This window comes from Streptomyces speibonae, assembly GCF_984686075.1.
On record NZ_OZ480260.1, the window covers coordinates 2,804,737 to 2,831,719 of the forward strand.

The window sequence follows — 26,983 nt, forward strand, 5'->3', positions numbered from 1 at the left end:
AGGGAGCCCGGCATGACCGCAGACCCGACCGACCCGCAGACGTTCGAGAAGGACGAGGACGTGCACGAGGGCGAGGAGGAGTTCGACGTCGAGGCACCCAGGGTCGACGCGGCCGAGCAGCAGACGGAGGTCGCACCGGAGAGCGACGATCCGGTGACCGACCTCGACCCCGCCCGCGCCAACGAGGCCGACCTGCTGGAGCAGGCCCGGGTCGTCGCCCTCGACGAGGACGACTACCGGTGAGGAGTGTGTCCGCAAGGGCACCGTTGCCTGCACAAAGGGGCTGATCTTGCCCGCTCTGACAGCTTTTGAAACTGTCCGTACGGCTTTCGCCTCCGTCCGGTCCGTGAAATTCTGCGCTCTCACCGCGCACACCACGATTACCGAAAAGTACGATGGCGGCGCGGCTCACACCGCATGTGGACGACAATGGGAGGCGGCGTGACAGCCATCGAGCAGACGGACGCGGTACGCCCGAGGGGTACACGCCTGCCGCGCCGTGCCCGGCGGAACCAGTTGCTGGGCGCCGCCCAGGAGGTTTTCGTCGCGCAGGGTTACCACGCGGCCGCGATGGACGACATCGCCGAGCGCGCCGGCGTCAGCAAGCCGGTGCTGTACCAGCACTTCCCGGGCAAGCTCGATCTGTACCTGGCACTGCTGGACCAGCACTGCGAGGCCCTGATCCAGTCGGTGCGCCAGGCACTGGCGTCGACGACGGACAACAAGCAGCGCGTCCGGGCGACCATGGACGCCTATTTCGCCTATGTCGAGGACGACGGCGGCGCGTTCCGCCTGGTCTTCGAGTCGGACCTGACGAACGAGCCCGCCGTGCGCGAGCGCGTCGACAAGGTGACCAACGACTGCGCGGAGGCGATCTGCGACGTCATCGCCGAGGACACCGGTCTGTCGCGGGCGGAGTCGATGCTGCTCGCCTCGGGGCTCGGCGGCCTCGCGCAGGTGGTGGCGCGGTCCTGGCTGCACAGCGACCGCAGTGTGCCGCGCGACCAGGCGGTGCAGTTGCTGACCTCGCTGGCCTGGCGGGGCATCGCGGGATTCCCGCTGCACGGCAACGAGCAGCATCACTGAGCCGCGGCCCGGCACCGGCGGTCGTTTGTTTCCCGTCGGCTGTTCGCTCCTGGCGTGGCCGGGCGCGGCGTGCGGGTCCCCTCACCGGGCTAATGTGTGCTGGGTACGGCGCGGAAGGTCGCGCACTTCACTGACCGTCGGAGGGACATAGCCGTGGAGGTCAAGATCGGCGTGCAGCACGCGCCCCGCGAGATCGTTCTGGAGAGCGGTCAGAGCGCCGAGGAGGTCGAGCGCGTGGTGGCCGAGGCGCTGGCCGGGAAGGCGCAGCTGCTCAGCCTGGTGGACGAGCACGGCCGCAAGGTCCTGGTCCCGGCCGACCGTCTCGCCTACGTCGAGATCGGCGAGCCGGCCCCGCGCAAGGTGGGCTTCGGCGCGCTGTAGGCGCGACGACCGGACATCGGGGAAGGGCCCGGCGGTGCGAATCCGCCGGGCCCTTCCTCTGTGTCCGTTCGGGCGTCACCCACGGGGCCGACCGCGTTCCCGTGGCCCGTTCGCGTCCCCTCACGAATGGCGCACCGATCCTTCACACAGGTGGATTGGATTTTGCAGGTCAGGGGTAAGACGGGCTAGGACCGATGTGAGCAGCCCGGCCATGTGGGAGGGACCCCGACATGCTCTTGGAAGCGCTCAGCTCCGCCATCCTCGGCCTGGCTCTGGCGTGGGCGGCGTATCACCGCCTGTCGCATCGGCTTCCCGCCGCCGCCCTGGTCCTGCCGACCGGTGTGGCCGGAGCCCTGTTCGGCGCGTTCGTCATGAAGAGCTCGCTGGGCGGCAGTCTGCCGACGGTCCTGCTCGGGGCGGTGATCGTCTCCGTGGCCTCGCTGTCGCTGCTGCTGCGCCCGGCGGGAAGACTGCGCCGCCGGTCGGCGACCGCCTGACCGGCCGCCGCCGGTCACGGAGGGACTGAACCGGGCGGGCGCTGCGCCCGTCCGTCAGGCCGCCAGCCCCAGAGCCGCCATCCGCTTGGTGTGCGCCTCGGTGATCCGGGAGAACATCTTGCCGACCTCGGCGAGGTCGAATCCGTCCGCGACACCGCCCACGAGCATCGTCGACAGCGCGTCCCGGTCGGCGACCACCCGCTGGGACTGCGACAGCGCCTCACCCATCAGCCGCCGCGCCCACAGCGCGAGCCGCCCGCCCACGCGCGGGTCCGCGTCGATCGCCGCGCGCACCTTCTCCACGGCGAAGCCGCCGTGCCCCGTGTCGTCGAGCACGGCCAGCACCAGGGCGCGGGTGTCGGAGTCGAGCCGGGCCGCGACCTCCCGGTAGAAGTCGCTGGCGATGGAGTCGCCGACATAGGCCTTGACCAGGCCCTCCAGCCAGTCGGAGGGAGCCGTCTGCTTGTGGAAGCCGTCGTAGGCGGCGACGAAGGGCTCCATGGCGAGCGTCGGCTCCTCACCGATCTCGGCGAGCCGGTCACGCAGCCGCTCGAAGTGGTGGAACTCGGCGGAGGCCATCTTCGCCAGCTCGGCCTTGTCCGCCAGCGTGGGCGCCAGCTTGGCGTCCTCCGCGAGCCGCTCGAACGCCGCCAGCTCCCCGTACGCGAGCGCCCCGAGCAGATCCACGACGGCGGCACGGTACTGGGGGTCGGCGGAGGCGGCCGCCCAGTCCATGGCGGCGACGCCGGTGTGTCCGGCGGAGGTGTCGGGGGCGTCCGCGGCGTTCTCAGGCTTGTCAGAGCTCGTCATGAAGCGCACAATAGCCCGCTCTCCACGCACCGGAAGTCCCTGGTCAATCAGTGTGACGACGACTACGTGTCCAAATCGGCCATGGCATGTGCGCGAATCCGGGGTATGGTGGTAATGCGCCTGCTGAGCACTCTGACGTACTCGACAGGCCGTATGTATGAGGATGCCCGGTCGGTGGCCCGATCGGCTCCGACCCGACAGCCCTCCAGCCGTCCGCCACAGTGCGTACGGAATCCGGAGGGACACCTCAGCGGTACGAACGCTCGAGCGTGGGCAGTGGTCCCGTGTTCTACGGCTCCGCCCGTATGGCAGCCGACGTCCCCGGCACGGTCCCTACACGACCCCCCGCGTTCGCCTCGCACCGCGTACACAGAAGAGGCAGCACCCTGACTACGACGTTCCGAGAGCTCGGGATCCTTCCCGAGACCGCCGAGGCCCTCGAGGCCGTCGGCATCATCACTCCCTTCCCCATCCAGGAGATGACGCTCCCCGTGGCCCTGACGGGCACGGATGTCATCGGCCAGGCCAAGACCGGCACCGGCAAGACGCTGGGTTTCGGCCTTCCGCTCCTCGAGCGTGTCACCGTTCCCGCGGACGTGGAGGCCGGCCGGGCGAAGCCCGAGGACCTCACCGACGCGCCGCAGGCGCTGGTCGTCGTCCCCACGCGTGAGCTGTGCACCCAGGTCACCAACGATCTTCTCACCGCCGGCAAGGTGCGCAATGTGCGCGTCACCGCCATCTACGGCGGCCGGGCCTACGAGCCCCAGGTCGAGGCGCTGAAGAAGGGCGTCGACGTGGTCGTCGGCACCCCGGGCCGGCTGCTCGACCTCGCCGGGCAGAAGAAGCTGAACCTGAAGCATGTGCGGGCGCTCGTCCTCGACGAGGCCGACGAGATGCTCGACCTGGGCTTCCTGCCCGACGTCGAGAAGATCATCGGCTTCCTCCCGGTCAAGCGGCAGACCATGCTGTTCTCGGCCACGATGCCGGGCGCCGTGATCGGTCTGGCCCGGCGCTACATGTCGCAGCCGACGCACATCCGCGCCACGACCCCGGACGACGAGGGCGCGACGGTCGCGAACACCACGCAGTTCGTCTACCGCGCGCACAACATGGACAAGCCCGAGATGGTCGCGCGGATACTGCAGGCCGACGGCCGTGGCCTGGTCATGGTCTTCTGCCGCACCAAGCGCACCGCCGCCGATCTCGCCGACCAGCTCAAGCAGCGCGGCTTCGCCTCCGGCGCGGTCCACGGCGACCTCGGCCAGGGCGCGCGCGAGCAGGCGCTGCGCGCGTTCCGCAACGGCAAGGTGGACGTGCTGGTCTGCACGGACGTCGCCGCGCGCGGCATCGACGTCGAGGGCGTCACGCACGTCATCAACTACCAGTCCCCCGAGGACGAGAAGACGTACCTGCACCGCATCGGCCGTACCGGCCGCGCGGGCGCGAAGGGTACGGCGATCACACTGGTCGACTGGGACGACATCCCGCGCTGGCAGCTGATCAACAAGGCGCTGGACCTCGGTTTCGGCGACCCGCCGGAGACGTACTCCACCTCCCCGCACCTGTTCTCGGACCTGGGCATCCCCGAGGGCACGAAGGGCATCCTGCCGCGCTCGGAGCGCACGCGCGCCGGGCTGGACGCGGAGGAGCTGGAGGACCTGGGCGAGACGGGCGGCCGCGGAGGGCCGCGCGGCCGTGGTGGCCGGCGCGGTGACTCCCGCGCGGAGCGCGAGACCACCACGCGCGAGACCACCACCCGTACGCCGCGACGCCGCCGCCGCACGCGTGGCGGTGCGCCGCTGGACGAGGCGGCACAGCAGCCCGCGAGCCCCGCCGCCGGAGGCGCCGGGGAGGCGGAGGCCGTCGACACCGCCGTCCGCACTCCGCGTCGGCGTCGCCGGATGCGCGGCGGGGTCCTGGCGGACGCGCCCTCGACGGCCACGGCGCCCGCCGCGGAGTCCACGGCGGAGTCCGCCGTCGGCACGGCGGAGGGCCCGGCGGTGGACACCACCGCTGAGACCGCCGAAACCCCCGCGAAGCCGCGCCGCCGCAGGACCCGCAGGTCGGCGGAGAAGGCGGCGGTGGACACGGCGGCCGTCGTGACCGAGTCGCCGGTCGAGGAGCCCGCCGCGGCCGCGCCGGTCGTCGCGGAGCCCGAGGCCGCCCCGGCCACGGAGCCGCGCCGCCGCACGCGCAAGGCTGCCGCCAAGGCCGAGACCCCGGCCGACGCGACCAAGGTGGCCGACACCGTCGAAGCCACCGAGGTCACGGAGACCAAGCCGCGCCGCACCCGGAAGACCGCCGCCAAGGCCGAGACCCCGGCCGACGCCACCAAGGTGGCCGACACCGTCGAAGCCACCGAGGTCACGGAGACCAAGCCGCGCCGCACCCGGAAGACCGCCGCCAAGGCCGAGACCCCGGCCGACGCCACCAAGGTGGCCGACACCGTCGAAGCCACCGAGGCCGCGGAGACCAAGCCGCGCCGCACCCGGAAGACCGCCGCCAAGAAGGCCGAAGCGGCCGTCGACACCGCCGAAGCCGTCGAGACCAAGCCCCGGCGCACCCGCAAGGCCACCGCCGATATCCCGGCGCAGACCACGCAGGAGCCCGAGGCCGAGACCGCCGAAGCCAGGCCGCGACGGACCCGCAAGACCGCCGCCAAGAAGGCCGAGGTCGCCGTCGACACCGCCGAAACCGTCGAGACCAAACCCCGGCGCACCCGCAAGGCCACCGCCGACATCCCGGCGCAGACCACGCAGGAGCCCGAGGCCGAAGCCGCCGAAGCCAAGCCGCGACGGACCCGCAAGACCGCCGCCAAGCAGGCCGAGGCGGAAGGAGCCGACGAGGCGAAGCCCAAGGCACGCCGGACCCGCAAGGCCACGGCCGCCGTGGAGCCCGCGGAGGGCTGAGGCACTCACGCCGACGGCCCGGTCCCCCACCCGGGGGCCGGGCCGTCGGCGTGTCCGCAGCCATTACGCTCACCCTGTGACCGGCCACCCCACCTCCGCCCGTGCCCGCCGACTCCGCACCCCCCGCGGCGAGTTCGCCGCCGTGGATGTGCCGACCGCCCCCGGTGCCACTCCCCGGGGCGTCGCCCTGCTGCTGCCCGGGTACACCGGCAGCAAGGAGGACTTCGCGCTGATCCAGGAGCCCCTCGCCGCGCGCGGATACCGCACGGTCGCCGTGGACGGGCGGGGGCAGTACGAGTCGGACGGCCCCGCGGACGACGAGTCGGCGTACGCGCAGGAGGAGTTGGCGCGGGACGTGCTCGCGCAGGCGGAGGCGCTCGGTACGCCCGTGCACCTGGTCGGACACTCGCTCGGCGGTCAGATCGCCCGTGCCGCCGTCATCCTGGACTACACCCCCTTCCGTTCCCTCACGCTCATGTCCTCCGGCCCCGGCCGGCTCTCCGTCTCCCAGGAGCAGCGGGTGAAGCTGCTGCGGGACGCGCTCGCGGTGATGTCGATGGCGGAGTGCTGGCAGGCGATCCTGGCCATGGGGCCGCCGGAGGAGGTGGGCGGACCGGCCCGCGGGATCGGCGGTCCGGAACTGCTGCGTAACCGCTGGCTGGGCACGAAGCCGGCGCAACTGCTCGCCACCGGCCGCCAGTTGTGCAGCGAGCCGGACCGGGTGGACGAACTGGCCGCCGTGCCGCTCCCGTTCCACGTCCTGTCCGGTGAACGCGACGACACCTGGCCGGTACCCGACCTCGACGAGATGGCCCGGCGGCTGGGGGCGCACCGCACCGTCATCGAAGGGGCCGAGCACTCGCCCGCCGCCGACCGGCCCGCACCGACCGCCCGCGCGCTCGCCGGCTTCTGGGACGGCCTGCCTCCCGCCGGGGCGGTCTCCTAGTACTGCCCCTGGAGGTGGTCCCAGAAGCCGTCGCGCAGGACGCGGCGCAGGTCCGCCTGGCCGCGCAGGGAGTACTGCAGGAGGCCCTCCGCCTCGACCAGCAGGTCCTGGTCGACGGAGCCGGGCAGATAGGGGTGACCGGGGAGCAGCTCCACCATGGCCTCCCGGCCGCGTGCGACCAGCCATTTCGCGGCGATCTGGGCGCCGACGAACCGGACGTCCTCGCGGGTGGGCCGGCCCGTGGTGGTCTCGTACGCCGGTGCCGTGCGCCGGGAGACGTACGGCTTGAAGAAGTCGAGGTCGAGGGTGCGCTGGCTGTCGACCTCCCAGAGCAGCGGCTCCGCCTGGTTGCGGCCCTCGGGCGCCTCGATGCCCCAGAGGTGGACCCGGGCGCCGTATCCCTGGGCCGCCTCGACCGCGGAGACGAGGTCCTCGTCGCCGCCGAGGAGGGCGGCGTCGCTGATGGCCCGGTGCCGGGCCAGGGACTCCAGATCGGTGCGGATCAGGGAGTCGACGCCCTTCTGCTGGTTGTTGGCGTTGAGGTTGCCGAGGCGGACCTTGACGTCGGGGAGTTCGGCGATGGTCTGCTGCTCGGCGGTGTGGATGCGGCGCCGGGCGCCGTCGTACCAGTAGACGCGCAGCAGCCTGCTGTCGGCGAAGACGGTGCGGGCCCGGTCGATGAGCGCGTCGATGAGTCCCTCGGCGTCGAGGTCGAAGGCCCTGCGGTCCTCCGTCCCGGCCACCAGGCGCCCCGCGGCGGCGTACAGATAGCCGGCGTCGACGAAGATCGCATGAGTCGAGGGTGTCTTCGCCACCTCGGCGAGCATGCGCTGGAGCAACTCGTTCGTGAGATCGATGCGGGCGTGCAGGGCCGCGAGGTCTTCGTTCATCGCTTCCATTGTCCCGGTGGTCACGCTACGAACACAACCGGTCCCGGTCGGTCTCCTTCGAAACCCTTACTCGTGAGTATTTAGTCGATCGAAAAATTTCTTTAGCGTAGGGAATGTTTGTATGGCGCATCCCGTTGACCTCGTCAGGGACCGCGGGCTCGACTGGCCCGGGGGCCGACCACCGAGTAGTTCTCCTTCAGGAGGATGACCAGACGAAGGGAGAAGCCTGTGCGCTTCGAAATCATGCGACTCGACGACGTCGACGGCACGCCCGTGGACACGACCGTCGTGGACGCCGCCTCCGTCAACCGCATCGTTCAGCAGGCCGCCGCCATCGGGCAGCGCCTGTGGATCCGGCCGGCCGAGACCTCGGCCTCATAACGCCGGACGCACGGGACACCGGCCACCCGGGCCAGGTCCCGGCCCGCACGCTTCGGAGCCCCCGTACCGCCCTCGGTACGGGGGCTCCGCCGTGCCCACGGGGACGGCCGGGATGGTCAGCCGCCCTGGATCACCTGGGTCACGCCGTTGATGATCTGCTGCACGGCGATGGCGGAGAGCATCATGCCCGCCAGCCGTGTCACCAGGACCACTCCGCCGTCCTTGATGACCCGGATGATCAGCAGGGAGTACCTCATGACCAGCCAGAGCACGACGTGGATGGCGAGGATCGCCGCCCACACCGAGACCTGGCCGGTGACGCCGTCGGCCTTCTGAACGGCGAGGATGACGGACACGATCGCCCCCGGCCCCGCCAGCAGCGGCATGCCCAGCGGAACCAGGGCGACGTTGACGTCCTTGGTCTGCTGCGGCTCGTCGGTCTTGCCGGTGAGCAGGTCCAGCGCGATCAGCAGGAGGAGCAGCCCGCCCGCGATCATCAGGGCGGGCACGGACACATGGAGATAGGCGAGGATCTGGTGGCCGAGCAGCCCGAACACGGTGATCACACCGCCGGCCACGCAGACGGCCTGGAACGCCATCCGCTTCTGCGCCTTCGCCGGGCGGCCGGCGGTCAGAGCGAGGAAGATCGGGGTGATCCCAGGGGGATCCATGATGACAAAAAGGGTCAGAAAGAGAGAGCCGAAGACGGCGACGTCGAGCATGACAGCCTTGCCGGGGAACGAACGGAACGGGGGCGGAGAGGGCGAGAGGGCGGGCCTCAGACTCCGCCGGCCCCCGGTACCGGGAACGCCCCGGTCGCGCGCCGCGTGATCTCGCCGTACACCTCGGGGTCCGTCATGAACTCGCCGAGGACGCAGGACTTGCGGCTGCCGTGGTAGTCGCTGGACCCGGTGACCAGGAGCCCCAGTTCCTTCGCCAGGCCGCGCAGCCGCGCCCGGGTCTCGGGGTCGTGGTCCATGTGGTCGACCTCGATGCCGTCGAGTCCGGCCTCGGCGAGCCGGGCGATCGCGGACTCCGGCACGGTCCTGCCCCGTTTGCTCGCGGCGGGGTGGGCGAAGACGCAGACGCCGCCCGCGTTCTTGATAAGCCGCACGGCCTCGAAGGGGTCGGTCTCGTGCTTCTCCACGTAGGCGCGGCCGCCGTCGGCGAGCCACTGCGGGGTGAAGGCGTCGCTCACGCTCGGCACCACGCCCAGTTCGACGAGCGCGGTCGCCACGTGCGGGCGGCCCACCGAGCCGTCGCCGGCGATGCGCGCCACCTGCTCCCAGGTGACCGGCACGCCCAGGTCGTTCAGCTTGGCGATCATGCCATGGGCCCGCGGCACCCGGTCGTCCCGGACCAGTTCGCGCTCGGCGAGCAGTTCGGGCTCCTCGGGGTCGAACAGGTAGGCCAGCATGTGCATGCTGATGCCGTCGAGCCGGCAGGAGAGTTCGGCGCCGGTGACCAGCGTGAGCCCCGCCGGCAGGACGGACAGCGCCTCGGCGTGTCCGCGCGTGGTGTCGTGGTCGGTCAGCGCCACGACGTCGAGACCGGACGCGGCGGCCTTGCGGACCAGCTCGGCCGGCGTGTCCGTACCGTCGGACGCGGTGGAGTGGGTGTGCAGATCGATGCGCACGACGCGTTACTCCAAGCGGTGACGGACGGAAGGGGACGCTCCAGGATAACCGGATTTTCGCCCCCCACGGTCACACCCGAACGGACCATACGCCCCCTACGCCCCCAGCCGGCCGGCGGCACCGCCACACCGCGTCCCGCCAAAGACTGACCCCACACCAACGCCCTGCCACGCACCTCACCGAAGACCGGCCCCGCACCCCGTACCAACACCCCGCCACTCGCCGCCCCCTGCCCCCAGCCAGGCATGTCTGCCCATGACCGGCCGCACGGCTCCCCCCTGCGACCCGCCACGCATCGCCCACCGAAGACCAGGCACGCGCCTCGGCCAGCGACCCGCCACGCATGTCCCGCCGCCCCCAACCCGCGTCACCCGCCGCCGCACCTACCGGCGACCGCCCGTGCGCCTCCCGCCGAAGGCCGGCCAGGCGTTCCCCACCGGCGCCATGCCGTGCACCCCACTCGGTCCCCCGGCCGTGCGCCTCCCGCCGGCGCCAAGCCAGCCGCCCGCACCGGCGCCCCACCGACGCCCATCCCGTGCACCTCTCCAGCGCCCTCACCGTGCGCCTCCCGCCGACACCCGCCCAGGCACCCCTGCCGATGACCCGCCGCGCGTCTCCCCCTGCGACCAGCCACGCGCGCCTACCGGCGACCCAGCATCGCCCGCCGACGGCCCGCCACGCGCGCCTCCCGCCGAAGGCCGGCACGCGCCCCTGCCGGCACCCAGCCGTGCGCCACCCGCCGACGACCCGCCGCGCGATATACCGACGACCGCCGTAGGCCACCCGCCGTCCACCCGCCAGGCGTCACCGCCGCCGCCCCTACCGGCGACCGCCCGTGCGCCACCCGCCGAAGGCCAGCCAGGCGTTCCCCACCGGCGCCATGCCGTGCACCCCACTCGGTCCCCCGGCCGTGCGCCTCCCGCCGGCGCCCCGTCGGCCGCGTCCCCGTCGCCCCTACGCCTCCAGCAGACGTGGGGACAGGGCGCCGCACGGGACCAGTTCCACCTCCGCGCCCGCGTCCCGGAGGTCGGTGAGGACCAGTTCGTCGTACATCAGCAGGCCGGACTGCTCCGGCCACACCACCGCCCACAGCCACATGCCGAGCGCCTCGCCCGCGAACACGGCCCGGTCGTCCGGTGTCTTGGGGACATGCCAGAGCGGGGTCGGGCGGCCGGCGGCCAGCACCTTGGCCTGCGGTGGCTTCTCGACGTTCATGTACGGCCCCGGGTCCGGTCCGTCGAGGCCCGCGTACCGCGCGCCGAGGCCGACGCCGAGCTCCTCGGCGACCAGGATCAGCTCACCCATTCCGCCCAGCGGTCCGGGACCGGTGCACGCGACGGCCGTCGCCCGGCCTCCGCTGCGGTCGTCGCCCGCGCAGGCCACCCCCGTGAAGAGCCAGCCCACAGGCAGCGGCCACGGCATCCACAACGGCACCTTCGTACGGTGCACGATGACTTCGAGAGCCTCGACGCTCGGCGGTATCACGGGCTGCACCGGGTGCACGGTGCCGTGTACATCGCACTGCCAGGCATCCGAGAAGAGGCCGGGAGCCCTGACCCGGCCACCGCACTTCGGGCAACTGGGTTCGCCCCTCATAGAGCCCCACGGTCCTAGCTCCGCCGCGTCCCGTCAAGGACGATCACCCGCCCGGCGCAGTCATCTTGTCGAACGAGCAGGATGTTCACACCGGCAAGTTCCGGCCAGGGGACCGGCCGGACGGCTCAGTCCAGGGCGACCGACCCGCGCAGCGGGTCCCGAAGGTCCGTGCCCCGGTTCAGCCAGCGCTCCTGGAGGGCCTGGGCGCCGTGCACGCGCTTCCAGGCCGCCTCGTTCGGGGTCATCGGCAGCAGCGGCAGGAACCGCACGGGGTCCAGGGGCTCGTCCAGCTCCAGGTCCTCCACCAGCCCGCCCGGCTCGCCCACCAGCACCGAGGTGAACGGGGCCCCGGGCCACAGCGGTTCGCCCACGTCGAGGGAGGCGTTGGGGGCCACGACCACGCCCTCGACCTGCGGGGAGGCGGCGAGTACGGCGAGCGGGCGGAGCGCCTTGTCGGTGTCGGCGACACCGGAGCGCACCGAGAGCACCAGCTCGGCGCGCGGACCCTTGACCTGGTCCGCGATCACCGCCGTGGGGTCGGCCATGGGCTGCGCGGACATGCCGAGCGTGGCGTAGCGCACGATGTCGCCCTCGTGGAAGCGCAGCACCTCGATGCGGTCCGTGCCCAGGAAGGTGACCGCCGCGCGCGCGTCCGGTTCGCCCAGTGCCGTACGCAACCGGGCCTCGACCAGAGGAAGAACATCAGCCATGCGGCGAGCATAGAACTCGTCAGTACCGGGCAAAGCAGAGCCTTGACATGCCAGTCGGCTGATACGCTTGGTCGGCGGTTCGGGCAGCACGCGGCAGCGTCCCGTGGCCCGGACGCCTGGTGTGTCCCTCCCCGCTCACGGGGATGGTGGATCGTCCCTCACGAGGGACCGGCCGGAGGAGGTGAGGCTCGCATGGACCGAAGTCGACCGTGCAGTATCACCCGCTCTTCCGCCCGCTGATGTAGCTGCTCCCTGTCTGGCTACCGCCTTTCGCCCGCGCGTCTTCATCGGAAGAGCACTTCGTTTCGTTCTGCCTGATCTGCCCCAGTAGCTGTATCAGCGACGAAGCTCGCCACCGCGACGGTGCGGTGCTCCCCGCTTTGTGGACGTGCCAAACATCCGCAGTCCAGGACGTCCTCATTCCGGGTTGTTCCACCCGTCGCCCCGGCGCCTTTCGTTGCGTGAATGCGAAGGAGCCCGCCATGTCGATGATCCGCGACCTGCGCGCCGTGGTCCGCCCCGCCTCCCGCATCTCCCTGCGCAAGGAGAGCGGCACGTACGACACCGTCCGTGACCCCGTGACGGCCACCGCCGTCGTCGACTGCGCCATCTACCGCGACGGCCGGCGCCTGGAGACCGAGGGCCAGCTCACCCCCCAGGAGGCGATGCGCCTGGTGCGTCGCGACGGGGGCTTCGTCTGGATCGGTCTGCACGAGCCGAACGAGGCCGAATTCGCCGGAATCGCCGCGGAGTTCGGGCTGCACCCGCTGGCCGTGGAGGACGCCGTCCAGGCCCATCAGCGGCCCAAGCTGGAGCGCTACGACGACTCCCTGTTCACGGTGTTCAAGACCATCCACTACGTCGACCACGACCGGCTCACCGCCAGCAGCGAGGTCGTGCGGACCGGCGAGGTGATGTGCTTCACCGGACGGGACTTCTTCATCACCGTCCGGCACGGCGGACAGGGCTCGCTGCGGGCCCTCAGGCACCGTCTCCAGGACGACCCCGAGCTGCTGGCCAAGGGCCCCTCGGCCGTGCTGCACGCCATCGCCGACCATGTGGTGGACGGCTACATCGCGGTCGCCGACGCGGTGCAGGACGACATCGACGAGGTCGAGACGCAGGTCTTCTCGCCGGGCCGCAAAGGGACGCCGCGCGGCACGGACGCCGGGCAGATCTACCAGCTCAAGCGCGAGGTGCTGGAGTTCAAGCGGGCCGTGGCACCGCTGCTGCGGCCGATGCAGCTGCTGAGCGAGCGGCCGATGCGGCTGATCGACCCGGACATCCAGAAGTACTTCCGGGACGTGGCCGACCACGTCGCCCGGGTGCAGGAGCAGGTCGTCGGCTTCGACGAACTGCTGAACTCCATCCTCCAGGCCAACCTCGCCCAGGCCTCCGTGGCGCAGAACGAGGACATGCGGAAGATCACCTCGTGGGCCGCCATCATCGCCGTGCCGACGATGGTCTGCGGGGTGTACGGGATGAACTTCGACCACATGCCCGAGACGCACTGGCGGTACGGCTACCCGCTGGTCCTCGGTGTCACGGTGGCCATCTGTCTGGGCATCCACCGGACGCTCAAGCGCAACGGGTGGCTCTGAGGGGCCTGGATAGGCTGGGCGCCATGACAAGCGAGCTGCTCGACCGGGCCCTCATCGAGGAGGCCACGAAGAAGTCCGGCCTCATCTGGGTCAAGGGGCCCGGGGTCCCGGCCCGCGCGCTGTGGCACGTGTGGCACGAGGGCGCCGCGTGCGTGATCGGCGACGGGCCCGGGGAGCAGCCGCTGCCGGGGCTGTCCGACGGCGGGCCGGCCGAGGTCACCGTGCGCAGCAAGGACAAGGGCGGCCGGCTGGTCTCCTGGTCCGCGACGGTGGCGGAGCTGCCGCCGGGCTCCGAGGCCTGGGAGGCGGCCGTCGCCGAGCTCAAGGGCAAGCGGCTCAACGCCCCGGACGCCGAGACGATGCCGGAGCGCTGGGCCCGCGAGTGCCGGGTGCTGCGCCTGGAGCCGACCGGCGCCCTCGCACCGCTCCCCGACGGCTCGCTGGCCGAGGCCCCGCTGCCGACCCCGGTGACCACGCGGCGGCCGGTCCCCGCGGGGCTGCCGAAGCTGCTGCTGAAGAAGAAGCGGCACAAGCGCTAGCGAGGGGGCGGGCCCTACGACGTCGGGAGCTGCTTGCCGTAGTCGAGGGTCTCGTCCTTGGCCGGCTTCTTCAGGGGGAAGTCGGTGCCCCAGTCCGAGAAGGTGAGGGTGCCGGCCTTCCCGGCCCGCACCAGGCGCACCGGGTAGGGCTTGCCCTCGAGCGAGACGTCCAGGGTGCCGCCGGAGCCCTGCTCGCCGGTGACGCGGATGGTGCGCAGGCCGGACTGCTCGTGGTGGCCGTCGGTGGCCAGTTCGCCGTGCAGGGTCAGCAGACCGCTGAGCAGCACACTCTTATCGGTGAATCCGATGAACTTCTTGTACGACGGATCGCCCTGCGGCACCTTCACATACTTCTCGGCGAGTTTGCCAGCCGCCGCCGTGTCCGCCTTGCCGCCGTCCTTGCCCTCCTCGCCGCTCCCCCGCCCCCAGAACTCGGCACCGGCCTTCAGATACAGCTCGTCGTCGATCCGCAGCAGGCGAAACGTCTCCCCCTTGGTGGTGACCGAGCCGATGCCACCCTTCTCCTTCAGCCGCATGTCCAGCGTGTAGGTGCGTCCGCTGGTGACGACGGTGCCGTGCAGCCGCACCGTGCCGACCGACTCGGCGGCCTGCTGGGCTCTGCTCTGGATCTGGTCGGCGGGCAGTTTCCCGACACCGTTGGTGCCCTCGTTCGGATCCTCGGAACATCCCGTGAGCGCCGTTCCCGCGACGAGCAGTGCGCACGCGGCGCCGGCCAGCACGGCCCTGCGGGAACGGCCCTGGGAGATCGAAGTCACAGGTGGGCTGCCTCTCTGACGGGGGACCTGATCGGCGTACCGCAGAGTACCGGGGCCCAGGGAGCCGGGCGGAGCCGGTCCGTCCGGACCGGCCGCGGGCGCACGGCCGATTGGGACGGGCTAGCCTGAAGCCCACCCGAGCGGGCAATCCGGATAACGAACGCAGCAGGCAGTACACGGCAACGAAAGCCCCGCACGCAAAGGAGCCGCCGCCATGGCAGCCGGTGCCCCCCGGTTCTTCGTCTCCCATCTCTCCGGTGTCGCCGTCTTCGATCCGGCGGGCGACCAGGTGGGGCGCGTGCGCGATCTGGTGGTCATCCTGCGGCCCGGCCGGCGTCCGCCGAGGCTGCTGGGCATGGTCGTCGAACTCTCCACGCGGCGGCGCATCTTCCTGCCCATGAACCGGGTGACCGCCGTGCAGGCCGGCCAGGTGATCACGACCGGGGTGCTCAATGTGCGGCGCTTCGAGCAGCGGCCCACCGAGCGGCTCGTCTTCGGCGAGCTCCTGGACCGCCGGGTGACGCTGGTGGAGACCGGCGAGGAGGTCACCGTCCTCGATCTGTCGGTGCACCAGCTGCCGGCCCGCCGCGAGTGGGAGATCGACCGGGTCTTCGTGCGCAAGGGGAAGAAGGGCGGGGCGTTCCGGCGCGGCAAGGGGGAGACGCTGACCGTCGAGTGGTCCGCGGTGACCGGGTTCTCGCTGGAGGAGGACGCGCAGGGCGCCGAGAACCTGCTCGCCACCTTCGAGCAGCTGCGCCCGGCCGACCTCGCCAATGTGCTGCACCACCTCTCCCCCAAGCGGCGCGCCGAGGTGGCCGCCGCGCTCGACGACGACCGGCTCGCCGACGTGCTGGAGGAGCTGCCCGAGGACGACCAGATCGAGGTCCTGGGCGTGCTGGCGGAGGAGCGGGCCGCCGACGTGCTGGAGGCGATGGACCCCGACGACGCGGCCGACCTGCTCGGTGAGCTGCCGGAGGCGGACAAGGAGCGGCTGCTGAGCCTGATGCAGCCCGCCGACGCGGCCGACATGCGGCGCCTGATGTCGTACGAGGAGCACACGGCGGGCGGGCTGATGACGACCGAGCCCATCGTGCTGCGGCCCGACGCGACCGTCGCCGACGCCCTGGCCCGGATCCGCGAGCCCGACCTCTCCCCCGCGCACGCCGCGCAGATCTACGTGTGCCGCCCGCCCGAGGAGACGCCGACGGGCAAGTACCTGGGCACCGTGCACTTCCAGCGGCTGCTGCGCGACCCCCCGTACACGCTGGTCGGTTCGATGCTGGACGACGATCTTCAGCCGCTGGAGCCGGACGCGGCGCTGCCCGTGGTCGCCGGGTTCTTCGCCACGTACGACATGGTGGCGGCGCCCGTGGTCGACGAGGCGGGGTCGCTGCTGGGCGCGGTGACCGTGGACGACGTGCTCGACCACATGCTCCCGGACGACTGGCGGGAGAACGAGTTCCACCTCGGCGAGGAGGTGGCGCCCGATGGCTCCTGAGCGCGACGGCGCACGCGAGCGGGTGCCGGTCGGGGCCACCGCCGCCGGGCGCCCCCGCGCACCCCGGCTGGACCAGCCGCGGCCGCCCCGGCGCCGCCTCCTGCCCGAGTGGGACCCGGACGCCTTCGGGCGGCTGTCGGAGCGGATCGCGCGCTTCATCGGCACCGGGCGGTTCCTGGTCTGGATGACGGTCGTCATCATCCTGTGGGTGCTGTGGAACGTGTCCATGCCGCAGTCGCTGCGCTTCGACGAGTACCCGTTCATCTTCCTGACGCTGGCGCTGTCCCTGCAGGCCTCCTACGCCGCCCCGCTGATCCTGCTGGCGCAGAACCGGCAGGACGACCGCGACCGGGTGAACCTGGAGCAGGACCGCAAGCAGAACGAGCGGTCGATCGCGGACACCGAGTATCTGACCCGGGAGATCGCCGCGCTGCGCATCGGGCTCGGGGAGGTGGCCACCCGGGACTGGATCCGCTCCGAGCTGCAGGACGTGGTCAAGGAGCTGGAGGGACGCCACAACGGGCACAAAGACCATCACGGGGCATTCCCGGCCATGCGGGCGGAACGGCCGCCGGGACGTGACGCAGAAGACCGCTGACGTCCTTACCGGCGGGTGTACCCGGCGCCGTACCATCGTCCTTATGGCTACGGAAGACGCGGTGCGCGAAGCACTGGCGACGGTGAACGACCCCGAGATCAACCGGCCCATCACCGAGCTGGGGATGGTCAAATCGGTGGAGATCGGTGCGGACGGTGCGGTCGCGGTCACCGTGTACCTGACGGTCTCCGGCTGCCCCATGCGGGACACCATCACGCAGCGCGTGACGGACGCGGTCTCCCGGGTCGACGGTGTCACCCGGGTCGACGTCACGCTGGACGTCATGAGCGACGAGCAGCGCAAGGAGCTGGCGAACGCCCTGCGCGGCGGCCAGGCCGAGCGCGAGGTGCCCTTCGCCAAGCCGGGCAGCCTGACCCGGGTGTACGCGGTCGCCTCCGGCAAGGGCGGCGTCGGCAAGTCGTCGGTGACGGTGAACCTGGCGGCGGCGATGGCGGCCGACGGGCTGAAGGTCGGTGTCGTGGACGCCGACATCTACGGCCACTCCGTCCCGCGCATGCTGGGCGCCGACGGACGTCCCACCCAGGTCGAGAACATGATCATGCCGCCGTCGGCGAACGGCGTGAAGGTCATCTCCATCGGCATGTTCACCCCGGGCAACGCGCCGGTGGTGTGGCGCGGCCCGATGCTGCACCGCGCGCTCCAGCAGTTCCTCGCGGACGTGTACTGGGGCGACCTGGACGTGCTGCTCCTCGACCTGCCGCCCGGCACCGGCGACATCGCGATCTCCGTGGCCCAGCTGGTGCCGAACGCCGAGATCCTGGTCGTCACCACGCCCCAGCAGGCGGCGGCCGAGGTGGCCGAGCGGGCCGGGTCGATCGCCGTGCAGACGCATCAGAAGATCGTCGGCGTGGTCGAGAACATGTCCGGGCTGCCCTGCCCGCACTGCGGCGAGATGGTCGACGTCTTCGGCACGGGCGGCGGCCAGTCGGTCGCCGACGGCCTGACCCGGACGACCGGTGCGACGGTCCCGGTGCTCGGCGCCATCCCGATCGACGTCCGGCTGCGCGAGGGCGGCGACGAGGGCCGGCCCGTGGTCCTGTCCGACCCGGAGTCCCCGGCGGGCTCGGCGCTGCGTTCGATCGCGGGCAAGCTGGGCGGACGGCAGCGGGGGCTGGCGGGCATGTCGCTGGGCATCACGCCGCGCAACAAGTTCTGAGCGGTCGGCCCCTGGTCAAGGTGAGGGCGCCGTCCCGTGCGGACGGCGCCCTCACCCACATGCGTACGCCGCTCGGGCCTCGTAGGCCGCTCAGGCCTCGTAGGCCGCTCAGGCCTCGTAGGCCGCTCAGGCCTCGTAGGCCGCTCAGGCCTCGTAGGCCGCTCAGGCCTCGTAGGCCGCTCAGGCCTCGTAGGCCGTGATGTCCTTGACCACCGCGAAGCCGAGCCCGTACGCGCTCATGCCCCGTCCGTACGCCCCCACGTGCACGCCCGCCTCGGTGGAGCCGGCGAGCACCCAGCCGAACTCGGACTCCCGGTAGTGGAACGGCGTCGGCACGCCGTCCACCGGCAGGGACAGCGTCGACCAGTCCGCGCCGTCCAGGTCGTCGGCGAGGACCCAGGCCGTCTCCGTCTGCTGCTCCAGCCAGTCGTCGCGCAAGGTGTGGTCCATCTGGCCGGGCCAGGTGAAGGAGAGCAGCCCCACACCGGCGAGCCAGGCGGCGGAGGAGACCGAGGTGGCCTCCAGCAGACCGGTGCCGTCGGCGCTGCGGCGGACCGGGTTGGCGGCCACGGTCACCACGACCGCGAACTTCTCCTTGGCGTCCTGGTCGGACCCGGCCGCGAATTCGCTGCGCACGGAGGGCTCGTCGCCGTGCCCGACCGATCCGTGTTCGACGGCCCCGTCGGCCGCCAGTCCGACCTGCATCAGCCAGCGCGGTCCCGTGAAGGCCTCGTCCAGGCCGTACCACGGGAAGGGCGCGCGCAGGTAGCCGTCGACGGTACGCCGGGCGGAGGGGACCTGTTGTCCGTCCTCCGCGGCCGGCGCCTGCGCGACTGCCGAACTCGTCGTCTCCATGTGCCCGGACGCCTCCTCGCTCTCGTCGGACCGGGCGGCCCGCCCCCCTTCGGGCGTACTCGTCCGTTCCGCACAACAACTCGGCAGCATAGCCACCCTGTGGGCACAGGCTGGGAAACCGCCCGGCGCGTGGGTCGCGCGGAGGGCCGTATCGGGCCGTACGGGGGCCGGGTGGAGTATGAAACGCGTCACGTGCGCGGGGGCGTACGCCCCCGCGCCGGGGCTCAGGTGGCGTCGGCGTCGAAGGGCGGACGGTCGTCGGCCGCGGGGATCTCCGGCTTCTTCGTCATGTCGACGCGGCCGCCGGACGAGGGAGAGGGCGAGGGCGTGGGCGTGGGCGGTTCCGTGTCGCGGCCGTGGACGGCGTCCGCGACCTCGGCCATCTCCTTCTTCAGGTCGAAGCCGTTGCGGATCTCCTTCAGCCCCAGGTCGTCGTTGTCCAGCTGCTTGCGGATGAACGTCTTGGGGTTGAGGTCCTCGAAGTCGAAGTCCTTGAACTCCGGGCCGAGTTCCTGGCGGATGTCCTGCTTGGCGCTCTCCGAGAAGTCCCTGATCTTCCGGATCGTGCGGGTCACGTCCTGGATGACCTTGGGCAGCTTCTCCGGACCGAAGACGAGCACGGCGAGGACGATGAGCGTCACCAGCTCGAGCGGTCCTATGTCATTGAACACCTGAAGCTCCTCGCGATGCCTTCGGTCCTCGGCCCTCGGTACCGGCCGCCTGTGGTCCTCCGTGGTCCGGGCCGGATCCACGGTACCCGTCCATCCCGTACGACCGGTACTGTCCCGGGCACCCGCATGCCGCTCAGCCGCCGTCCGAGGAGCCCAGCACCAGCGACACCGTCCGCTCCTTCCCGTCCCGCTCGATGGTGAGCTTCAGGCGGTCGCCGGGGCGGTGGGCGCGGGTCTTGACGATGAGCTCCTCGCCGGAGTGGACGCGGGTGCCGTCGACCTCGGTGATGACGTCGCCGGGCTCGATCCCGGCCTTCTCACCGGGGCCTCCGGTGCTGACCGGCGGTCCGCCGTCGTTGCCCTTGACGGCGACACGGGCGCCGTCGCCGCTGTAATTCATGTCGAGGGTGATGCCGATCACGGGGTGGGTGGCCTTCCCGTTGTTGATCAGCTCCTCGGCGACGCGCTTGCCCTGGTTGATCGGGATGGCGAAGCCGAGCCCTATGGAACCGGCCTGCCCGCCGTCGAGGTCCGCGCCGTCGCCGGCGGAGCGGATGGCGGAGTTGATGCCGATCACCCGGGCCCGGGCGTCGAGCAGGGGTCCGCCGGAGTTGCCGGGGTTGATCGGCGCGTCGGTCTGCAGGGCGTCGACGTAGGACACGTCGCTGCCGTCGCCCTTCTCGCCGCCCGCGGTGATGGGGCGCTCCCGGGCGCTGATGATGCCGGATGTGACCGTGCCGGCCAGGTCGAAGGGGGCGCCGATGGCGACGACGGGGTCGCCGACGCGCACGTTGTCGGAGTTGCCCAGCGGCAGGGGGGAGAGCCCGCGCACGCCCTTCACCTTCACCACGGCGAGGTCGTAGCCGCTGTCCCGGCCCACGACGGTGGCCTGGGCGGTGTCGCCGCTGTGGAAGGTGACGGTGATCTCGCCGTTGTCCCCGGCGGGCTCGACGACGTGGTTGTTGGTGAGGATGTGGCCGCGGTCGTCGAGCACGAAGCCGGTGCCGGTGCCGGCCGCTCCGGAGCCGCTGACGTGCAGGGTGACGACGCTGGGCAGCGCCCGGGCGGCGATCCCGGCGACGCTGCCGGGGTCGCGGGCGGCGTCCTCCTTCCCCGCCTGGGGCAGGGTCACGGTGCCGATGCCGCCGTTGCGCTCCAGGTAGGCGCCGACGATGCCGCCGATGCCTCCGGACACCAGCGCGAGCAGCAGGGCACCCCCGGCGATCGCCCGCCGCACACTTCTGCGGCGCGGCTTGCCGTCCGCCCCCGCGGGCTGCTGCAACGGCGCGGCTCCCGCCGGCACCGCCCAGGGGTCGTAGCGCCCCCAGGGGTCGACGGGCGTGACGTCCACGACGTCGGGCTGTGCCGGGGCGGGGACGGGGGGTACGGCACCGGCTGCGGCGGGCGCGGGAGGCACGGCACTCGGCACCCCGTGCGCGGGGGTACCCGCCGGGTGCTGCACGGGCGGCGCGGGCGCCCAGGGCCCCGGCTCCCCGTACGGCGGGGTGCTGTAGGCATCCGGCTCGTGCAACGGCCGCACCTGCCCACCACCGGACGCCTGCGGCTCCCCGGCGGGGACGGCAGAGGCGGCGGGCGCACCGGATACGACAGGCCCACCGGACCCGTCGGTGTCGGCGGCGACGCCATCGCGCGGGCCCGAGCCGGCCCCGGGGACGGCAGAAGCCTCGTACCCAGCGGAGGCACCGGCCCCGACGGGAGCGGTGGCGACGGCGTCCGGTCCCTCCGCGCCGGGCGCCGAAGCCACGGAGGCTTCAGACACCCCGGGAACACCGGCCCCGGAGGCGGCGGAAGCGGAGCCGACGGGCCCCTCCGCACCGGGCCCAGCCGTGGCGGAGGCGGCACCGGCCGGGCGCTGCGCGCCGGAGTCGTCCGCGCCGGAGTCGTCCGCGCCGGAGTCGTCCGCGCCGGGCGGCGGGGCGGCGGGCGTACCGGTGGCGGTGCCGCGTTCGCCGGACGACGGGCCCGTGGCGGCGGTGCCGGGGGCCGACGTCCCGGGAGGTGTGGAGCGGGAGGGGGCCAGTTCGTAGTCGCCCTCCTGGGGAGTGGCGGCCGGTGGCCGGGCTGGGCGGGCCAGTTCGAAGTCCCCCTCGGGTACCTCCGAGCGCGTGCTCGGCTCTTCCCCCGGTGGGCCCGGCTTCCCGTTGTTCATGCTCTCCCCACAGCTGGACACTGGCTCGGCGCCCGTCCGTATGGGCGAGGGCGCGCCGCCTGGAATTCAATCAGGTTCGCGCGCCCCTGCGCAGGGGACAGGTCAGCGGGACGTGCTGGTGGGCGTGGGGGTGACAAGGCCCGAGGCCCGGAAACCGGCCGAGGTGGCCCACGCCGTCAGGGTGAGCGGCGGGGCGGATTCCGGCGGGCGTATCAGCGGCGACACCGCCGCCGCACCGCCCGCGGAGGGCGGCGGAACGGCGGGCAGCAGCGGTGCGGACACCCCCACCGGCGCGACGGGGGCGTCGTCCCGCGTGCTCTGCCCCGCCTGGCCCAGCAGCGGCCCGACCCCGCGGCGCCGCGATTCCGGCGCCGTCGTCGCACCCGCGCCCTGCGAGCGCGCCGGTGTCACATTGCTGCCCTTTCCACCGCGCGCCTCGGTGTCGGCGGGCCCCGTCGCGGTGACCCCGCCCAGGGCGATCGCGGCCAGCGACACCGCTCCGGCGGCGACGAACGCGAACCGCAGCCCGCGCGAGGCCGGGCGGTCGGTCTCGTGGCGGCTGACGTCGTGCACGGGGAACCCCCGGCCGGCGGCCGCGGCCACCGGCCGGGGCTCAGGCCGGCGCGCGGGCGCGTACGCGAACTCGAAGCGCTCCCGTCTGTTCCCGAAGCCACTGGCGGTGCCGAACCGGCCGGACGGGCCGCCCGGCAGCCCTGAGCCGCCCAGCGGCGGGCCGCCGTCGCCGAGGTCGCCCCCGGCCGGCAGCCCTTGCAGGCGGGCCAGGAAGCTCTCGGAGGGCGGCGGCGGGGCCGCCTGGGCGAAGACGTTCTTCAACGTGCGCTGCGCGTCCACCTCCGCCTTGCACTTCGCGCAGGTGGCCACGTGCGCCAGTACGCGCTCACGCGCGTCATGACCGAGCTCTCCGTCCACCAGGGCGGAGAGTCGGTCTCCCAGGTGCTGCTCTGCGAGGTGTCCCTCGGAAGACTTCGGCCGTGAACCGCTCACGCGCTCGCGCCCCCTCCTCCCAGTGCGGGGACACGCGGCATGAAGGAGCGGCGGTCCGCACGCGCCTGGGGCGAGCGGTGCGCGAGGGCCTTGCGCAGCTGGGAACGGCCGCGGTGGATCCGGGACCGGACGGTGCCGAGCTTGACGCCCAGGGTCGCCGCGATCTCCTCGTAGGAGAGCCCCTCGATGTCGCACAGGACGACGGCGGCGCGGAACTCCGGCGCGAGGGTGTCCAGGGCCTGCTGGACGTCCGCGTCGAAGTGCGCGTCGTTGAAGACCTGCTGCGGTGTGGGCTCCTTGCTGGCCAGCCGCTCGGCCGCGTCGTCGCCCAGCGCGTCGAAACGGATCCGCTGCTTGCGGCGGACCATGTCCAGGAAGAGGTTGGTGGTGATCCGGTGCAGCCACCCCTCGAAGGTGCCCGGGGTGTACGTCGACAAGGAGCGGAAGACGCGGACGAAGACCTCCTGGGTGAGGTCCTCCGCGTCGTGCTGGTTGCCCGTGAGACGGTAGGCGAGCCGGTAGACCCGGCCGCTGTGCATGCTGACGATCTCCTCCCAGGTGGGCGGAGTCCACGCCTGCCCGTCCGCGTCGCCGGAGAAGGTCGCGGTCTGGGCCGGGTCGCCGGCGCGGTGGTGGTCAGCAGCGGTGTCGTTCACGGATTTCGGCTTGCCCGCCGATCCGAGGAAGCGCCGCAGCACTCCTCCGCGATCCACAGGTGCAGCCGCACCTCCCCTGTCGGCTCTGGTGGTGTCCAGTGGAGCCCCTACCATAGCCACCTCGCCCGTTAGCTCCGGATAAGCGGTTTTACGAGAATTTGATCTGGGCTGCCACGCCTCGTACGCCTGCGTCTGCGCTTTCCCGGCGTCCTCGTTCACAACCCACCCCCCGTCACGGCACACGCCACTTGCTCTTCTCCTTTAAACGACCGGTCCCATCAGCAGGTTCCCGACGGCAACGGATACAGTCACGCCGAGGCAACCACGGGGACAGGAGAGGGTCATTACCGCCAACCGGCAGACGAGCTGGGCGTTCGCCGACGCCTATGTCGCCGAGGACGAGGCGCTGCACTGGGCCCGGGGCCGGGCCCGCGCGGCCGGCCTGCGCTCGGTGTCTCCCGGCACGGGCGCGGCCCTGCGGTTGCTCGCCGCCGGCGTGGACGCCAAGGCGGTCGCGGAGATCGGCACCGGCTGCGGTGTCTCCGGGATCCATCTGCTGCACGGGATGCGTCCCGACGGGGTGCTGACCACGGTCGACCAGGAGCCGGAGCACCAGCAGTCCGCCCGGCAGGCGTTCCGCGACTCCGGTTTCGCCGCCAACCGGGCCCGTTTCATCCCCGGCCGCGCGCTGGACGTCCTGCCGCGTCTCGCGGACTCCGGCTACGACCTCGTCTTCTGCGACGGCGACCGCCAGGAGTACCAGGACTATCTCGCTGAATCGTTGCGCCTGCTGCGCCCGGGAGGCCTGGTCGCCTTCGAAGGCGTGTTCGCGAACGGCCGCACGGTGGACTCCGGGCCGCAGCCCACGGAAGTGCTGCGACTGCGGGAGCTGGTGCGGACCGTGCGCGAGAGCCAGGAGCTGGTGTCGTCGCTGCTGCCGGTCGGCGACGGGCTCCTGTGCGCCGTCAAGAAGTGACCGGCGCGTCCCCGCGCCACGACGTGACCGGCCGGTACGGCGCTACCCCGAACTTCGCGCAAACAGCCGCCCCGGTACCGCGTGCGGCACCGGGGCGGCTGAAAGGGTATGGTCGCTTGCGCGTCAGCCGACGACCTTCTTGAGGGCGTCGCCGAGCGCGTCGGCCTCGTCCGGGGTCAGCTCGACGACGAGCCGACCGCCGCCTTCGAGCGGAACGCGCATGACGATGCCCCGCCCCTCCTTGGTCACCTCGAGCGGGCCATCACCCGTCCGCGGCTTCATGGCCGCCATGCTCGTTCCCCTTCCTGAAACCCAGCTAAACCGTCTGAGCCGACGGCCCACTGAAGGGCACCTGCGGTCCCTGAAGCAGGACACACGCCACCGGCATCGAACACATTGCTTCCAGGCCATTATCCCGCATCGCAGGACCCGATGACCAACATCAGCAGGCATCGCTTGGGCAACGCGCGCGAGCAAAACCACTCAATTCGGCGATGTGACTGCGATACTGCGCCACCGCACACACCTCCGAGGGCCTGAATCCGCTGAGAATTGTTTGACGCAGGTCACACGCGGCCCCCACTCCAGGACCGGTGATCTCCGTCATGCTGTCCTGCAACAGGGACGTACCGGCCGGTAGGTCCCGAGCCGCGACACGGAGGGATACGCCATGGCCGACACCGTGCTCTACGAGGTGAGCGACGGACTCGCGACGATCACGCTGAACCGCCCGGAGGCGATGAACGCGCTGAACGTGGCGGCGAAGGTCGCCCTCCGGGACGCGGTCGGGGCCGCCGCGGACGACGCCGCCGTACGGGCCGTGCTGCTGACGGCCGCGGGCGATCGGGCGTTCTGTGTCGGGCAGGACCTCAAGGAGCACATCGGGCTGCTGGCCGCCGACCGGGAGAGCGGTTCGGGCGGGACGATGAGCACGGTGCGCGAGCACTACAACCCGATCGTGAAGGCGATCGCCGGGGCAGCGAAGCCGGTGGTCGCGGCGGTGAACGGGGTCGCGGCGGGCGCCGGCTTCGGCTTCGCGCTGGCCGCGGACTACCGGATCGTCGCGGAGACGGCGGCGTTCAACACCTCGTTCGCCGGTGTCGCGCTGACCGCGGACTCCGGGATCTCGTGGACGCTGCCCCGGGTGATCGGCCCCGGCCGCGCCACCGACCTGCTGCTCTTCCCGCGCGGCATCTCCGCCCAGGAGGCGTACGAGCTGGGCATCGCCAACCGGCTGGTCCCGGCGGCGGAGCTGCGCGCGGAGGCGGAGAAGGTGGCCCGGGGTCTGGCCGAGGGGCCGACGGTGGCGTACGCGGCGCTGAAGAAGTCCGTGGCCTTCGGGCTGAGCCACTCGCTGGAGGAGACGCTGGAGAAGGAGGACGAGCTGCAGACCCGGGTCGGCGCGTCGGAGGACCACGCGATCGCCGTGCGGGCGTTCGTGAACAAGGAGAAGCCCCGGTACCTGGGCCGGTGAGCTTGCGGTGAGCCCGGGGCAGCAGCGCCGCCGTCGGGGTGCGGGTTCAGCGTGGTTGATCGCGCCCCGCGGCGGAGCCGCTGATCGACGGGGCCCCGCGCCCCTTCGGGGCGCTTCTCGCCACGCACGCCTCCAGGTGGTCGTTCACCAGCCCGCAGGCCTGCATCAGGGCGTAGGCCGTGGTGGGGCCGACGAAGCGCAGGCCGCGCTTCTTCAGGGCCTTGGACAGCGCCGTCGACTCGGACGTGACCGCGGGGACGTCGGCGATCGTCCTCGGCGCCGGGCGGCCCTCCGGGTCGGGGGCGTGCGACCAGATCAGGGCGTCCAGGTCGCCGGGCGCCCACGCGGCGAGCACGCGTGCGTTGGCGAGGGTCGCGTCGATCTTGGCGCGGTTGCGGATGATGCCGGTGTCGGCGAGCAGCCGCTCGCGGTCGGCGTCGGTGAACTCCGCGACCGTGGCGATCCTGAAGCCGGCGAAGGCGGCGCGGAAGCCCGGGCGGCGGCGCAGGATGGTGATCCAGGACAGGCCGGACTGGAACGCCTCGAGGCTGAGGCGTTCGAAGAGGGCGTCGTCGCCGTGGACCGGGCGGCCCCACTCCTCGTCGTGATAGGCCACGTAGTCCGGGGTGGACAGTCCCCAGGGGCAGCGCGGCAGACCGTCCGGGCCGGCGGGGGCGTCGCTCACGGCCGATGCGCCGTCTGTGGCCGCTGCGTCGCTCACGGCTGCTCGTCCTCCCGGTGCGGGGCGGTCTTGTCCATGGAGAGATGGGCCGCGGCGGCCCGGGCGCCGGCCAGCGCGGACTCCAGGTCGGCGATCCGCGCGTCGCGCTCGGCGAGTTCGGCGCCGAGCCGGGCGAGGGCGTCGTCCACGTCCGCCATGCGGTAGCCGCGGGCGGCGAGCGGGAAGCGCAGGCCCTCCACGTCGGTGCGGCTGAGCGGGCGGTCCGGCGGGAGGAAGCCCACCACGCGCTCGGGCGCCGCGTCGGGCAGCGGCCCGTTGTCGCCGCCGCCCACCACCGCGAGGGTCACCGCGGCGACCACGACGGCAAGCGCGACGACCAGGAACAGGAACATGAGCATCGCCGGGGCCCCCACGGTCGGATTGAGTCGGAGTCGGATGTGTGGCTCCGATCGTGCCATGCGA

The 26,983-nt window shown here is 72.2% G+C and carries 29 protein-coding genes; 14 read left to right on the top strand and 15 right to left on the bottom strand.

All coding sequences use genetic code 11. The annotated features are described in order from the left end of the window. Nucleotides 1–12: 12 nt before the first annotated feature. The 4 genes from AC5L3C_RS12365 to AC5L3C_RS12380 all read left to right on the top strand — a co-directional run bounded on the left by AC5L3C_RS12365 (nucleotide 13) and on the right by AC5L3C_RS12380 (nucleotide 1,964). A complete protein-coding gene (locus AC5L3C_RS12365; RefSeq protein WP_125504353.1) occupies nucleotides 13–243 on the top strand; it encodes an Rv3202a family protein in 231 nt (76 codons plus the stop codon). A gap of 198 nt (nucleotides 244–441) precedes the next feature. After that, a complete protein-coding gene (locus AC5L3C_RS12370; protein ID WP_125504354.1) occupies nucleotides 442–1,086 on the top strand; it encodes a TetR/AcrR family transcriptional regulator in 645 nt (214 codons plus the stop codon). Between the two features lie 153 nt (nucleotides 1,087–1,239). Continuing rightward, nucleotides 1,240–1,467, top strand: a complete 228-nt coding sequence (locus tag AC5L3C_RS12375; protein WP_125504355.1) for a DUF3107 domain-containing protein — start codon at nucleotides 1,240–1,242, stop codon at nucleotides 1,465–1,467. A 230-nt stretch (nucleotides 1,468–1,697) separates the two neighbouring features. Then, nucleotides 1,698–1,964, top strand: a complete 267-nt coding sequence (locus tag AC5L3C_RS12380; protein WP_125504356.1) for a hypothetical protein — start codon at nucleotides 1,698–1,700, stop codon at nucleotides 1,962–1,964. A gap of 54 nt (nucleotides 1,965–2,018) precedes the next feature. Here the strand turns inward: AC5L3C_RS12380 and AC5L3C_RS12385 are convergent, their stop codons facing one another. Next, nucleotides 2,019–2,774, bottom strand: a complete 756-nt coding sequence (locus tag AC5L3C_RS12385) for a ferritin-like domain-containing protein (RefSeq protein ID WP_493649044.1) — start codon at nucleotides 2,772–2,774, stop codon at nucleotides 2,019–2,021. 305 nt (nucleotides 2,775–3,079) lie between these two features. Between AC5L3C_RS12385 and AC5L3C_RS12390 the strand changes: the two genes are divergently transcribed. Both AC5L3C_RS12390 and AC5L3C_RS12395 read left to right on the top strand, forming a co-directional pair. After that, nucleotides 3,080–5,683, top strand: a complete 2,604-nt coding sequence (locus tag AC5L3C_RS12390; RefSeq protein WP_493649045.1) for a DEAD/DEAH box helicase — start codon at nucleotides 3,080–3,082, stop codon at nucleotides 5,681–5,683. Nucleotides 5,684–5,759: 76 nt separating this feature from the next. After that, a complete protein-coding gene (locus AC5L3C_RS12395) occupies nucleotides 5,760–6,629 on the top strand; it encodes an alpha/beta fold hydrolase (RefSeq protein WP_493649046.1) in 870 nt (289 codons plus the stop codon). Here AC5L3C_RS12395 and AC5L3C_RS12400 read toward each other — a convergent pair. Next, complete coding sequence (locus AC5L3C_RS12400; protein WP_493653844.1) at nucleotides 6,626–7,528, bottom strand: NYN domain-containing protein; 903 nt, start codon at nucleotides 7,526–7,528, stop codon at nucleotides 6,626–6,628. The two genes, AC5L3C_RS12395 and AC5L3C_RS12400, sit on opposite strands and share 4 nt — an antisense overlap. Nucleotides 7,529–7,747: 219 nt before the next feature. On the opposite strand from AC5L3C_RS12400, the gene AC5L3C_RS12405 reads away from it, so the two are divergent. Next, complete coding sequence (locus AC5L3C_RS12405; RefSeq protein ID WP_125504360.1) at nucleotides 7,748–7,900, top strand: DUF8834 family protein; 153 nt, start codon at nucleotides 7,748–7,750, stop codon at nucleotides 7,898–7,900. Between the two features lie 116 nt (nucleotides 7,901–8,016). Here AC5L3C_RS12405 and AC5L3C_RS12410 read toward each other — a convergent pair whose 3' ends face one another. The 4 genes from AC5L3C_RS12410 to AC5L3C_RS12425 all read right to left on the bottom strand — a co-directional run bounded on the left by AC5L3C_RS12410 (nucleotide 8,017) and on the right by AC5L3C_RS12425 (nucleotide 11,843). After that, the gene (locus AC5L3C_RS12410; RefSeq protein ID WP_125504361.1) at nucleotides 8,017–8,622 is read right to left on the bottom strand and encodes a MarC family protein; all 606 of its coding nucleotides are present in this window, start codon (nucleotides 8,620–8,622) and stop codon (nucleotides 8,017–8,019) included. A gap of 56 nt (nucleotides 8,623–8,678) precedes the next feature. Further along, entirely contained in the window at nucleotides 8,679–9,536 is an 858-nt protein-coding gene (locus tag AC5L3C_RS12415; RefSeq protein ID WP_493649047.1) for a PHP domain-containing protein, read from the bottom strand. Between the two features lie 955 nt (nucleotides 9,537–10,491). Continuing rightward, nucleotides 10,492–11,133: a DUF6758 family protein gene (locus tag AC5L3C_RS12420; RefSeq protein WP_493649048.1), complete on the bottom strand. Its 642-nt coding sequence runs from the start codon at nucleotides 11,131–11,133 to the stop codon at nucleotides 10,492–10,494. 125 nt (nucleotides 11,134–11,258) lie between these two features. Next, a complete protein-coding gene (locus AC5L3C_RS12425; protein ID WP_493649049.1) occupies nucleotides 11,259–11,843 on the bottom strand; it encodes a suppressor of fused domain protein in 585 nt (194 codons plus the stop codon). A gap of 482 nt (nucleotides 11,844–12,325) precedes the next feature. Between AC5L3C_RS12425 and AC5L3C_RS12430 the strand changes: the two genes are divergently transcribed. Then, complete coding sequence (locus tag AC5L3C_RS12430; RefSeq protein WP_493649050.1) at nucleotides 12,326–13,444, top strand: magnesium and cobalt transport protein CorA; 1,119 nt, start codon at nucleotides 12,326–12,328, stop codon at nucleotides 13,442–13,444. Nucleotides 13,445–13,467: 23 nt separating this feature from the next. Continuing rightward, nucleotides 13,468–13,983 (top strand): hypothetical protein, encoded by a 516-nt coding sequence (locus tag AC5L3C_RS12435; protein WP_493649051.1) that lies wholly within the window; start codon nucleotides 13,468–13,470, stop codon nucleotides 13,981–13,983. Nucleotides 13,984–13,997: 14 nt separating this feature from the next. On the opposite strand, the gene AC5L3C_RS12440 is transcribed toward AC5L3C_RS12435, so the two are convergent. Beyond that, nucleotides 13,998–14,759, bottom strand: coding sequence for a hypothetical protein (locus AC5L3C_RS12440; RefSeq protein WP_493649052.1), 762 nt, complete (start codon nucleotides 14,757–14,759; stop codon nucleotides 13,998–14,000). Nucleotides 14,760–14,973: 214 nt separating this feature from the next. On the opposite strand from AC5L3C_RS12440, the gene AC5L3C_RS12445 reads away from it, so the two are divergent. The 3 genes from AC5L3C_RS12445 to AC5L3C_RS12455 are packed head-to-tail and all read left to right on the top strand — an operon-like array spanning nucleotide 14,974 to nucleotide 18,032. After that, the gene (locus AC5L3C_RS12445; RefSeq protein ID WP_493649053.1) at nucleotides 14,974–16,257 is read left to right on the top strand and encodes a magnesium transporter MgtE N-terminal domain-containing protein; all 1,284 of its coding nucleotides are present in this window, start codon (nucleotides 14,974–14,976) and stop codon (nucleotides 16,255–16,257) included. After that, on the top strand, nucleotides 16,247–16,855 hold the full coding sequence (locus tag AC5L3C_RS12450; protein WP_493649054.1) for a DUF1003 domain-containing protein: 609 nt from the start codon (nucleotides 16,247–16,249) through the stop codon (nucleotides 16,853–16,855). The genes AC5L3C_RS12445 and AC5L3C_RS12450 overlap by 11 nt, the downstream gene beginning before the upstream one ends. Before the next feature lie 43 nt (nucleotides 16,856–16,898). Next, on the top strand, nucleotides 16,899–18,032 hold the full coding sequence (locus AC5L3C_RS12455; RefSeq protein ID WP_493649055.1) for an Mrp/NBP35 family ATP-binding protein: 1,134 nt from the start codon (nucleotides 16,899–16,901) through the stop codon (nucleotides 18,030–18,032). Nucleotides 18,033–18,212: 180 nt separating this feature from the next. Here AC5L3C_RS12455 and AC5L3C_RS12460 read toward each other — a convergent pair whose 3' ends face one another. The 5 genes from AC5L3C_RS12460 to sigE all read right to left on the bottom strand — a co-directional run bounded on the left by AC5L3C_RS12460 (nucleotide 18,213) and on the right by sigE (nucleotide 23,389). After that, nucleotides 18,213–18,887: a hypothetical protein gene (locus AC5L3C_RS12460; RefSeq protein WP_493649056.1), complete on the bottom strand. Its 675-nt coding sequence runs from the start codon at nucleotides 18,885–18,887 to the stop codon at nucleotides 18,213–18,215. Nucleotides 18,888–19,111: 224 nt separating this feature from the next. Then, nucleotides 19,112–19,558 carry a sec-independent translocase gene (locus AC5L3C_RS12465; RefSeq protein ID WP_493649057.1) on the bottom strand — a complete coding sequence of 149 codons (447 nt, stop codon included), beginning with the start codon at nucleotides 19,556–19,558 and terminating at the stop codon, nucleotides 19,112–19,114. A 133-nt stretch (nucleotides 19,559–19,691) separates the two neighbouring features. After that, the gene (locus AC5L3C_RS12470) at nucleotides 19,692–21,728 is read right to left on the bottom strand and encodes a S1C family serine protease (protein ID WP_493649058.1); all 2,037 of its coding nucleotides are present in this window, start codon (nucleotides 21,726–21,728) and stop codon (nucleotides 19,692–19,694) included. A gap of 102 nt (nucleotides 21,729–21,830) precedes the next feature. After that, nucleotides 21,831–22,733, bottom strand: coding sequence for an anti-sigma factor family protein (locus tag AC5L3C_RS12475; RefSeq protein WP_493649059.1), 903 nt, complete (start codon nucleotides 22,731–22,733; stop codon nucleotides 21,831–21,833). Beyond that, nucleotides 22,730–23,389, bottom strand: coding sequence for an RNA polymerase sigma factor SigE (gene sigE / locus AC5L3C_RS12480; RefSeq protein ID WP_125510063.1), 660 nt, complete (start codon nucleotides 23,387–23,389; stop codon nucleotides 22,730–22,732). Before sigE ends, AC5L3C_RS12475 begins: the two co-directional genes overlap by 4 nt. A 277-nt stretch (nucleotides 23,390–23,666) precedes the next feature. Here sigE and AC5L3C_RS12485 point away from each other — a divergent pair, with 277 nt between their 5' ends. Further along, on the top strand, nucleotides 23,667–24,365 hold the full coding sequence (locus AC5L3C_RS12485; protein WP_493653845.1) for an O-methyltransferase: 699 nt from the start codon (nucleotides 23,667–23,669) through the stop codon (nucleotides 24,363–24,365). A 123-nt stretch (nucleotides 24,366–24,488) separates the two neighbouring features. Here the strand turns inward: AC5L3C_RS12485 and AC5L3C_RS12490 are convergent, their stop codons facing one another. Then, entirely contained in the window at nucleotides 24,489–24,656 is a 168-nt protein-coding gene (locus tag AC5L3C_RS12490; protein WP_003966491.1) for a DUF3117 domain-containing protein, read from the bottom strand. 379 nt (nucleotides 24,657–25,035) lie between these two features. Between AC5L3C_RS12490 and chcB the strand changes: the two genes are divergently transcribed. Continuing rightward, a complete protein-coding gene (gene chcB / locus AC5L3C_RS12495) occupies nucleotides 25,036–25,839 on the top strand; it encodes a 2-cyclohexenylcarbonyl CoA isomerase (RefSeq protein WP_493649060.1) in 804 nt (267 codons plus the stop codon). Nucleotides 25,840–25,885: 46 nt separating this feature from the next. Here the strand turns inward: chcB and AC5L3C_RS12500 are convergent, their stop codons facing one another. Together AC5L3C_RS12500 and AC5L3C_RS12505 are read right to left on the bottom strand one after the other, a co-directional pair. Beyond that, nucleotides 25,886–26,560, bottom strand: coding sequence for a DNA-3-methyladenine glycosylase I (locus AC5L3C_RS12500; protein ID WP_276313884.1), 675 nt, complete (start codon nucleotides 26,558–26,560; stop codon nucleotides 25,886–25,888). After that, entirely contained in the window at nucleotides 26,557–26,919 is a 363-nt protein-coding gene (locus AC5L3C_RS12505) for a DivIVA domain-containing protein (RefSeq protein ID WP_125510064.1), read from the bottom strand. Before AC5L3C_RS12505 ends, AC5L3C_RS12500 begins: the two co-directional genes overlap by 4 nt. Nucleotides 26,920–26,983 lie beyond the last annotated feature (64 nt).

Coding starts and splice junctions, on each gene's coding strand:
- AC5L3C_RS12435 (WP_493649051.1), top strand. CDS start 13,468: ATGACAAGCGAGCTGCTCGACCGGGCCCTCATCGAGGAGGCCACGAAG.
- AC5L3C_RS12490 (WP_003966491.1), bottom strand. CDS start 24,656: ATGGCGGCCATGAAGCCGCGGACGGGTGATGGCCCGCTCGAGGTGACC.
- AC5L3C_RS12390 (WP_493649045.1), top strand. CDS start 3,080: ATGGCAGCCGACGTCCCCGGCACGGTCCCTACACGACCCCCCGCGTTC.
- AC5L3C_RS12470 (WP_493649058.1), bottom strand. CDS start 21,728: ATGAACAACGGGAAGCCGGGCCCACCGGGGGAAGAGCCGAGCACGCGC.
- AC5L3C_RS12400 (WP_493653844.1), bottom strand. CDS start 7,528: ATGGAAGCGATGAACGAAGACCTCGCGGCCCTGCACGCCCGCATCGAT.
- AC5L3C_RS12505 (WP_125510064.1), bottom strand. CDS start 26,919: ATGCTCATGTTCCTGTTCCTGGTCGTCGCGCTTGCCGTCGTGGTCGCC.
- AC5L3C_RS12385 (WP_493649044.1), bottom strand. CDS start 2,774: ATGACGAGCTCTGACAAGCCTGAGAACGCCGCGGACGCCCCCGACACC.
- AC5L3C_RS12430 (WP_493649050.1), top strand. CDS start 12,326: ATGTCGATGATCCGCGACCTGCGCGCCGTGGTCCGCCCCGCCTCCCGC.
- AC5L3C_RS12425 (WP_493649049.1), bottom strand. CDS start 11,843: ATGGCTGATGTTCTTCCTCTGGTCGAGGCCCGGTTGCGTACGGCACTG.
- AC5L3C_RS12450 (WP_493649054.1), top strand. CDS start 16,247: ATGGCTCCTGAGCGCGACGGCGCACGCGAGCGGGTGCCGGTCGGGGCC.
- AC5L3C_RS12365 (WP_125504353.1), top strand. CDS start 13: ATGACCGCAGACCCGACCGACCCGCAGACGTTCGAGAAGGACGAGGAC.
- AC5L3C_RS12460 (WP_493649056.1), bottom strand. CDS start 18,887: ATGGAGACGACGAGTTCGGCAGTCGCGCAGGCGCCGGCCGCGGAGGAC.
- AC5L3C_RS12420 (WP_493649048.1), bottom strand. CDS start 11,133: ATGAGGGGCGAACCCAGTTGCCCGAAGTGCGGTGGCCGGGTCAGGGCT.
- AC5L3C_RS12455 (WP_493649055.1), top strand. CDS start 16,899: ATGGCTACGGAAGACGCGGTGCGCGAAGCACTGGCGACGGTGAACGAC.
- AC5L3C_RS12380 (WP_125504356.1), top strand. CDS start 1,698: ATGCTCTTGGAAGCGCTCAGCTCCGCCATCCTCGGCCTGGCTCTGGCG.
- chcB (WP_493649060.1), top strand. CDS start 25,036: ATGGCCGACACCGTGCTCTACGAGGTGAGCGACGGACTCGCGACGATC.
- AC5L3C_RS12445 (WP_493649053.1), top strand. CDS start 14,974: ATGGCAGCCGGTGCCCCCCGGTTCTTCGTCTCCCATCTCTCCGGTGTC.
- AC5L3C_RS12410 (WP_125504361.1), bottom strand. CDS start 8,622: ATGCTCGACGTCGCCGTCTTCGGCTCTCTCTTTCTGACCCTTTTTGTC.